Genomic DNA, 7,547 nt, shown 5'->3' with positions numbered 1-7,547 from the left:
AAAGGGTATCAATGTAGGGGCAAATGCTCTTACATGGCTAAAGCGGCTAACGCTAAAAGGGTCAGATATTCCCGGGTTATATATTAAGATACGCCAGAAACTCCTTGCCTATGAAACTGAAAAGAATCCACAGGTTAGGGAGCTTATTACTGAAATTGGAAGGCTTGGTTCTCTGTTGGGAGATAAGATTGAATTAGATGAGATACCAACCAACTATTATTTACTCTTGGGGCAGTCTTTGACTACGAAGATTCTTCCTAAAAAGGATGACGGTAAAAATCAAACAGGAGGTGAATGAAATGGCAAAAAATACTTTATCGAGCAGGCATGAGTTTCTGTTTCTCTATGATATCAAGATGGGAAATCCAAACGGTGACCCTGATGAGAACAGGCCGCGGATGCTGCCGGATAGGACACATTATGTGACCGATGTTCGGCTAAAACGTTTTGCTAGAGACTTTATGAAGAGTCAGGGCAAAACTATTCTGGTCGATAACATTGAAGGTCGGACGACAAATCTAACCGGGAGAGTTGTACATTACTTACAAGAAAATAACAAACCTGAAGCAAATGAGGAGGAATTAGTTAAGATTCTTTTGGATGCTTTTATTGATGCAAGACTCTTTGGTAGTTCCTTTGCTTTCAAAGCTGAAGAAGTAAAAGGAGAAAGTAAGCGAAAAGCAGATTGGAAACCAGTGCCAAAGACTATGACTGGGGCTGTGCAGATAAATATGGGTGAAGTTTTACACAAGGCAGAGGAAGTAGATATCCATGGAACATCTATCTTCGCCAGCGCTCAAGAAAGACCTACAGGGGAAAAAGTCACAGCAGGAACATTTACCACATATTTTGGTCTCCGCTATGCCCTGATTGGGTTCTCTGGCGTGGCAAATGAACATTCAGCAGAGGTTTCAAGAATGTCGGATGAGGACTATGAATATTTGTTGAAAGCGATATGGCATGGGGTGAGAGTATCTGGAAATACCCGGACAAAGGTCGGACAGATCCCACATCTTTTAATTGACATCGAGTATAATGAGGGGGAAGAGTTTCAATTTGGGCGACTACATGACTATGTGAAGATGGTTGCCACCAATAGGAAGAAAGAGAAAGAATGGGCATCTCCAGAAGACTACAAGTTGGATCTTACATCACTCATTAAACGGCTGAATGAGCAGAAAGATAGGATATCCAAGGTGCGTTATGCCAGATCATCTGATATTCAATTTATAGAAGTTTTGCCGTTAGACTGGGAGACTTTTGATGTGGAAAGTTTACCCAAAGAAGGTAGTAATTCCCCAACGGCCTTGGAGAAATAACAGATGGAACTGATAGTTTTTAGATTAAAGGGATATTTTGCCCATTTTCTAAGAGCAGAGGCCTCAGCAAGTGCTCTGAGCTATCCTATTCCACCGAGAACCGTAATATTAGGTATTTTAGGTGCTATTCTTGGCTTGTCAAAGGATGAACCACAAGTTGTCCTTGAACCAGCGAACATTGCGATTCGCGGGAAGGTGCCGAAAACACACTGGCATAAGGCAAAATTGAGGAAAGATCCACCTGCCCTATTGCCTCGTGTTATTAAAATAACACAAAGGGCAGATAAGAAAACAGCACCAGAAAAGGCAACATTAATACTTCAGGAGTGGTTATTTAAGCCGGACTACACTGTTTGGGTTTCAATTCCCGAACCCTATAACATGCGACTAAAAGAAAGGTTAAAGCAGAGAAGATGGCACTTTACCCCATCTCTTGGACTTTCTGAAATGATGGCAAATATTGAATATCTTGGTTTGAATGGTTGCTCGCCGTTGCCAAAAGGTGTTTACGGTATTCAGTCTGTCTTTCCACAAGATGCTGGTGCTTTGGATATGGAACAGATATTCGAAAAAGGATTGGTAATCTACTCAATCCAGATGCCACGCTCTGTTACCCCTGATAGAGTTTTTTCCCATTGCTCTTACTTTGTAGAACGTGATGCATGGGCGGTTCCGGTAAAGACAAGCCAGGCTTACAAAGTTGAGGATAAGGTCTTGATGTTTTTATGAGAAATTTAAAATCTCATCCAGATTTACAACTTTGTGAACATATCACTCAGGTCAAATCGGCAATAGATAGCGTTTGTCAATGGCATTCAGAAAATACAATATTGCCAGCAATTAAATTCCTCGCTCAGAAAGTAGCTTCACTGCATGATATTGGTAAAGGAACAAAGATGTTTCAGAAATATATAGAAAATACAGCTGCCTATGCTGGTGATCCAATGGATAAGGCACATACTCCGATGTCTCTACTCCTTACCCTTTTACTTGCCAAAGATGAAAAATGGGATCCATTGGATACGATATTAGTCTCTGCTGTTGTTTTTGGACACCATGGTAGTTTGCCTATGGTAGAAAAATTACGAGAGATAGGTAGTGGAATGCTTCCCAGAATCTTGAAACGACAGACAACAACTTTACAGAGTGAAGCATTAAGTCAGCATTGTGGTATTGATATTTCCAGATTAGATCTTACGGATCGTCCATGGGCAAAAGCACAGCGATATTTTGACGATGTTGTTCTGCCGGTGTTTGAGAACTTATCGATTGAGGAGGCCACAACATTTAGGCTTAAAACACAATTGCTTTTTTCTCTTCTACTTGAGGCAGATAAAGCCTTTCTTGCTGTGAAAGAACCGCAAAGTTATCTATACAAGGAAACAAGGCACTGGATGCCTCAATGGGTAGAACAAAGAATAGGAACACCGAAAGATACACCGGTTAATAAGATTCGTAAATCTATAAGAGCAAATCTAAAAAAAAGAGTTAATGAAATCAAAAGCCCTAGCATTTTTAGTCTGACAGCACCAACAGGCAGCGGTAAAACTTTACTTTCGGCTACATGGCTTTTAGAATTGAAGGAAAAGCTAGGTAAGATTTCAGGAACGTACTCAAAGGCAATCGTCGTGTTACCATTTCTCTCGGTAATTGACCAGACAGCTAAGGAGTATGAATCTCTCCTTACAATTGGAGGTAATAAAGCTGAAGGGGCATGGTTCTTAACAAGCCATTCACTATCTGACAGAAAATATGGACAGGGGTTAGAAGAAGAGACGCAGCACTTTTTTGTTGATACCTGGCGAACAGAATTGGTTATTACTACTTACGACCAATTTTTAATGAGTCTTATAGATCCAAAAACGAGACATCAGATGCGATTCCATAATTTGTGTGATGCTCTGATTGTGATGGACGAGGTTCAGTCTCTTCCCTGCAAGCTTTGGAAACCATTGGAAGAGATTTTGAAGGGTTTGGTAAAGATTGGCAACAGCAGTGTTTTATTGATGTCTGCTACACTTCCTGCAATCATTCCTAATGCGAAGCCACTCATAGAAAATTATCGTGGTTATTTTAAGAAATTTAATAGATATAAGTTGCTCTTTAGATTACAGAAAAAACTCAATATAGATGAATTTTGTGAGAAAATTTTTAAACGTCGGAAGAAATGGCTGCAAAAAGGCAAACGAGTTTTGATTACGCTAAATACCCGTAAAAGTGCACGACTCATCCGAGATAGACTCGCCGAAAATTGGCCTGCTGAGTTTTTTGATATCCCATTACTTTTTCTTAGTGCCGATGTAACTCCTTTGGACAGATTGGCAGCGATAGATACTATCAAAAAAGGACGACCCTGTGTTGTTGTATCAACACAGTGTATAGAAGCTGGCGTTGATATCGATATGGAAATTGTGATTCGTGACTTTGCACCACTCGACAGTATAATTCAGATCGCAGGCCGCTGCAATCGTAACGGAAGGATGACTCAAATGGGAATCGTCGAAGTTATGGATTTGGTTAATGCGAAGGGAAAGCGATATGTCGATATGATATATGATGATGTTCATTTACAGGTTACACGTCAGTTAATAGAAAAGAAAACTGAGATAGAAGAAAAGGATATATTGCCATTAGCAAACCGATACTTTGAGATGCTATTCATTAGAAAAGATAAAGGCATGAAACATCTTGAAAGATTTGCAAAATGGCAAGAAGATGAACCGATCAAAGAACTATTGCGTGGGAAGGAACGGGAAAAATACACCTTTCTCGTTCTAAAACAAGATCCTGAATTGAAAGAAGCAATGGTAAAGGCAAACGAAATACAAGACCGCTGGAAGCGACGAGAGGCATGGCGAGCACTTTCAGGGAGAATAGCAAAGATTTCCGTTAATCTGTATACTAAACTTGGATTTGACCCACAAGATATCGCGACGGAATATTTGGGACAGTGGATCTTACAAGACAGTTTTTATTTTACAGAGCGTGGATTAGTTTTGGACGATGTTTCTGATAACGGAGTACTAATATTATGAGGAATAAAATAAACCAATGCATTCTTAGGCTCAAGTTTAATCAACCTCTGAACCAAAAGATTGAGGCAAAAGACTTGCGAGGAGCAATTGCTAATCGCAATAGAGACAAAAGTCTATTTCACCAACATACAGCAAATGGAGATCCGATATATAAATACCCATTGGTACAATATAAGATTATCAAAGGTGAAGGTTTTCTGGTTGGGCTTAACGAAGGTGCTAAAGCCATTACAAGTCTTGAAATTCTGAAAGAAGAATTTGAATTGTGTGGTGAAAAATATGTGCTATTACAAAACGAGCTAAAATTTCATTCAAATTTAATCGAAATAAACAAGAAATTTTTACCATATCATTTCTTTTCCCCATGGCTTGCGTTGAATGAGAAGAATTATGAAAGGTATAAGGATTCCAACTCGCGAGAGCAAATTCAACTGTTGAAGAAAATTTTGATTGGGAATATTCTCTCTATGGCAAAGGGATTAGAGTATGTGGTTACTGAAGAGATAAAAGTGCAAAATCTAAGGTTGAAAATACAGGATGTAAAAGTAAAAGGTATAAAGATGATTGGTTTTACAGGAGATTTTGAGGTGAATTTCAATCTGCCCGATTATATTGGCCTCGGTAAATCAGTCTCCCGGGGTTTTGGAACAATTAAAAAAATAAATAATCAGGAGGAAAAATAAGATAAAATCAACATAAAGTAGCCATTTGTTTAAGGAGTGAAAAAATATGAGACTATTTACCGTTAATAAAAATGGTAAAATGATTCCGTATAAAAAATATGATTTCAAAGAATTGTATCAGGAATTTGATTTAGAGGTTTTGTTAGAGAATAATCCAGAATATTTTTTTGAAGATAGCAAAATTTTAATAATAGGAAGACAGGTTGCTACCAACTTAAATACCTCTATTGATTTATTAGGTCTTGATAATCTTGGCAATACTGTAGTTATAGAGTTAAAACGTGATAGAACCCCTCGAGAGACAATTGCTCAACTATTAGAATATGCTTCCTTTGTTGAAAAGCTGGACTATTCTCAATTGAATGATATTTTTCAAGATTATTCTGGGGAAGAAAGTAATTTAGAAGAATATCATCAGCAATATTTTAAATCCAACAAAAATGAAAAAATTTCATATAACAAATCCACAAAACTTATTATAGTTGCTCAAGAGATTTCTAAGGAAATCCGTCAGACAGCTTTGTTTTTGAGAGAAAAAGGGTTAGATATTTATTGTGCAAGTTTTAAATATTTTAAAACTAAAAATGAAGAACAAATAATTTCTCTTGAATTTGTAGTTGGTGAAGAGGAATTTATTCGTAAAAAAGTTCAAACTGCTTCTCTTCCCAAAATTGACGAAAAGAAATTTTTAAATTCATTAGATGAAAATGGGAGAAATGTATTTAAAAAAATATTTGATTTTGGAAAGAAAAATAATTTGTTATACAAATGGGGATCAAAAGGATTTTCTCTGAATGTTGGAATAGACAATGATCTTGTCACTCTATTATTTGGATATCCTCCTAACTCTGTATTTAAGCAAAGCATTTATACTGGATTTGAGATGATTTCTAAAAAAGTTAATAAATCGGATGAGGTTGTCAGTTTTTATAAAACTCAAGTTAAAGATTTTGGCTATTTTAAAGATGCAGGATCAATTTCTAAATGGGTAATCAATAAGTCTTATTCGGAAAAAGAAATAAAAAAATTCCTTGATATTCTAAAAAAAGTAATGTTAAAAATAAAGGAAAATGGTTTAAAACGAAAAGAATAAACTTTATTTGATTTTTATTATAGCATTAATTGTTACTTTATACTCTTAGAAGGAAGAAACTTTAATATGCAATTAGTTATAAATTCCAGAGGTTCTTACTTACAAAAAAAGAATAATTGTTTTTTAATTAAAAACGACGACAAAGTTTTTGAAATTTCTGTTAAGAAAGTCGATAGTATCTTAATTACGACCAGTGCTTATTTTTCAACAGATGCAGTTAAATTTGCTGTTGATAATAATATTGATATTATCTTTTTAGATCATTTTGGCAATCCCTATGGCAGAGTCTGGCATTCTAAATTAGGAAGCACAACACTAATAAGGAGAAAACAATTAGAATCTTCTACTGGGGAAAGAGGATTAAACTTAGGGAAGGAATGGATAATTTGCAAAATTGATAATCAGATTAATCTCATTAAGGATCTAAGAAATTCCCGTGCTAAAAAAGGGAAAATCCTTAGTGAGCATATAATATCCTTAGAAAAAAGGAAATTTATGTTAACTAAGATAGATGGTTCTTTGGAAGATAAAAGAAATAATATTATGGCTATAGAGGGGATGGCAGGGAAAGAATATTTTGGAGCCTTAAACTATATTATGCCAGATAGATTTAAATTTGATGGCAGGAGCAGAAACCCAGCTAAAGATGAATTCAATTGCTTACTTAATTATGGTTATGGAGTACTCTATTCTATGGTGGAAAAAGGATGTATTCTTGCTGGCCTTGATCCCTATCTGGGCTTTATTCATACAGATAATTATAATAAAAAATCTTTAGTCTTTGATCTTATCGAGATGTTTAGAATATTAATTGATAAGACCGTAGTTTATCTATTCAGCAAAAGAAAGGTCAAAAAAGAATATTTTGACCAAATAAAAAACGGACTTTCTCTAAATCAAGAAGGAAAAGCAGTTTTAATAAGTGCACTAAATGAGACTCTGGAGAAAAAGATCAGATACAGAGGAAGAAATATTAAAAACAGAAATATAATTCAATTGGAATGTCATCGAATTGCTAATAATTTATTAAAACAGAAATGAGATAGTATTTTTATGTTAGTATGGGTAATTTACGATATTACAAAAAATAAAACTCGAAGTAGAATTGCAATATATTGTAAAGGCTATGGCCTCTATCGGGTTCAAAAGAGCGTATTTTTGGGGAGTTTAAATAAAAATGAGATAGATGAATTATCTTTACAGTGCGATGAGATTATTAATAAAAAAGAAGATTCTGTATACATCTTCCCAATGTGTGATGAAGATTTTAAAAAAGTAAAACTTTTAGGGCAAGCCTTCGATAAAAAAATGGTAAAAGATGAAGTGATTGCCAAGCTTTTTTAGGGGACGATAAGATGGAGGAGGTTATAAATGAGGGAGTTTATATTACTCCTTCAGAAGTAATAGAATATTTATA

Annotated in this window: 8 protein-coding genes; all 8 read left to right on the top strand. The window is 35.6% G+C overall.

The features are described from left to right. A partial coding sequence (locus U9Q18_04660) for a CRISPR-associated protein (GenBank protein MEA3313648.1) occupies nucleotides 1–298 on the top strand: 298 nt, incomplete at its 5' end. A gap of 1 nt (nucleotide 299) precedes the next feature. Further along, entirely contained in the window at nucleotides 300–1,319 is a 1,020-nt protein-coding gene (gene cas7b / locus U9Q18_04655; GenBank protein ID MEA3313647.1) for a type I-B CRISPR-associated protein Cas7/Csh2, read from the top strand. Nucleotides 1,320–1,322: 3 nt separating this feature from the next. Next, nucleotides 1,323–2,048 (top strand): CRISPR-associated protein Cas5, encoded by a 726-nt coding sequence (gene cas5, locus U9Q18_04650; protein ID MEA3313646.1) that lies wholly within the window; start codon nucleotides 1,323–1,325, stop codon nucleotides 2,046–2,048. Then, a complete protein-coding gene (cas3, locus tag U9Q18_04645) occupies nucleotides 2,045–4,354 on the top strand; it encodes a CRISPR-associated helicase Cas3' (protein ID MEA3313645.1) in 2,310 nt (769 codons plus the stop codon). The genes cas5 and cas3 overlap by 4 nt, the downstream gene beginning before the upstream one ends. Next, the gene (locus U9Q18_04640) at nucleotides 4,351–5,037 is read left to right on the top strand and encodes a CRISPR-associated endonuclease Cas6 (GenBank protein ID MEA3313644.1); all 687 of its coding nucleotides are present in this window, start codon (nucleotides 4,351–4,353) and stop codon (nucleotides 5,035–5,037) included. Before cas3 ends, U9Q18_04640 begins: the two co-directional genes overlap by 4 nt. Before the next feature lie 46 nt (nucleotides 5,038–5,083). Continuing rightward, a complete protein-coding gene (locus U9Q18_04635) occupies nucleotides 5,084–6,130 on the top strand; it encodes a hypothetical protein (protein MEA3313643.1) in 1,047 nt (348 codons plus the stop codon). Nucleotides 6,131–6,196: 66 nt separating this feature from the next. Continuing rightward, on the top strand, nucleotides 6,197–7,171 hold the full coding sequence (gene cas1 / locus U9Q18_04630) for a CRISPR-associated endonuclease Cas1 (GenBank protein ID MEA3313642.1): 975 nt from the start codon (nucleotides 6,197–6,199) through the stop codon (nucleotides 7,169–7,171). Between the two features lie 12 nt (nucleotides 7,172–7,183). Next, nucleotides 7,184–7,474, top strand: coding sequence for a CRISPR-associated endonuclease Cas2 (cas2, locus tag U9Q18_04625; protein ID MEA3313641.1), 291 nt, complete (start codon nucleotides 7,184–7,186; stop codon nucleotides 7,472–7,474). The last annotated feature ends 73 nt before the right edge of the window (nucleotides 7,475–7,547 follow it).

This window comes from Caldisericota bacterium, from assembly GCA_034717215.1.
In the GTDB taxonomy this organism is placed as follows: Bacteria; Caldisericota; Caldisericia; order Caldisericales; family Caldisericaceae; genus UBA646.
Note: the sequence above shows the minus strand (reverse complement) of the source record. Positions and strands in the feature narration are given on the sequence as shown.